Source organism: Methylobacterium sp. WL116 (assembly GCF_008039455.1).
Taxonomy (GTDB): Bacteria; Pseudomonadota; Alphaproteobacteria; order Rhizobiales; family Beijerinckiaceae; genus Methylobacterium.
This window is the reverse complement of record NZ_VRUV01000861.1, coordinates 1-1,230: the sequence shown is the minus strand read 5'-3', so window position 1 is coordinate 1,230 and position 1,230 is coordinate 1. Positions and strand designations below refer to the sequence as shown.

Sequence of the window (1,230 nt, the reverse complement as noted above, 5' to 3'; positions counted from 1 at the left end):
TCGTCGCGGTCGCCCTGCGCCGCGACGGCACCGGGTGGCGCAGACGGCTCGCCCTCGATCGCGAGCGGCCGAACGGGATGCGGCCGCGCACGCTGCTGCTGATCCTGCTGCTGTGGCCGGCCGTGCACATCGCCTGGGTCACCGGCACCGCGGAGGCGTTCGGCGCGGCCTTCGGCAACGGCGTGCGCCTGTCGCCGATGCTGAGCCCGGCCGCCGTGGCGGCGTGGCTCGGCTACGTCGTGGTGCTGGCGCCCGCCGCCGAGGAGATGCTGATGCGCGGGGAGGGCTTCGCCGCCGCCCGCCGCTTCCTGCCGCCGGCCGCGACGATCCTCGTCACGGCTTTGCTGTTCGCGATGGCGCACGTCTCGGCCTGGGGATTCGCCCGCCCGGTCTCGCTGGCGCCGCTGGCGCTGATGCTGGGCTGGCTGCGCTGGCGCACCGGCCGGCTCTGGCCGTGCATCGCGCTCCACGGCTGGAGCAACCTCGCGCTGATCGCCTACGTGCTGTGGCCGTGACGGCGCGTCAGGCGGGCCGGTTCGCCAGGGCTTCGCGCACGGTGCTCGCCACGGAGCCGTTGCGCAGGTCGCGCGGGATCAGGATCGCGTCGGGGAGGAGGTGCGAGGCATCGCCCGACATCTCCTCGTAGAGATCGCTGGCCAGGACGATGCGCAGGCCCGGTCGCAGGGCGCGGGCCTCGACCGCGAGCCGCGAGCAGCAGAGCGCGCCTTCGAGCCCGACATCGGCGACCAGCACGTCGACCGGAAGGCCGAGGACTAGGACGGTGAGGGCGTCGACGCCGCTGTCGCAGGCCGTCGCCTGGAAGCCCGCGCGGCGGACCTGATTGGAGACCTCGTCACGCCAGCGCTTCTGCCGGCCGGCGACGAGAACCTGGATCCCGTAGCAGCCCCCTGCGGGCTGGGTCGGGCTCACGAGCGTCGTTCCGCTGGTGGGTTGCGGCATTCCGCGTTCGACTCGGCGTTCGCGTTGCATCGCAGCATGCTAGGCCGGGAAGCAGCGGTCGCGCAAGCCCCACGCCGCGTTTGCGCCGTATTTCTGAGCGCACCCGCCCAGGAAGCAGGCATGCGCCGGGATCGGGCAGGCGGTTGACCGAGGCCGGGCCGGCGGGGCAACAGGGCCGCGTCGCGGGCGACGCCGCGAGCGCACGGAGATGGTTTCGATGTCGTCCGCAAAATCGCCCCCCGTCTCCCCCCTCGCGCCGGCCTCGACGCC

2 protein-coding genes are annotated in these 1,230 nt (G+C 73.8%); one reads left to right on the top strand and one right to left on the bottom strand.

The window, feature by feature from the left end; translation table 11 throughout:
- Nucleotides 1-515 (top strand): CPBP family intramembrane glutamic endopeptidase (locus FV223_RS27995; RefSeq protein WP_147729924.1); only part of this gene is annotated, 515 nt, incomplete at its 5' end.
- A gap of 7 nt (nt 516-522) precedes the next feature.
- Here FV223_RS27995 and FV223_RS27990 read toward each other — a convergent pair.
- Nucleotides 523-930 (bottom strand): histidine kinase, encoded by a 408-nt coding sequence (locus FV223_RS27990; RefSeq protein WP_243933909.1) that lies wholly within the window; start codon nt 928-930, stop codon nt 523-525.
- Between the last annotated feature and the right edge of the window lie 300 nt (nt 931-1,230).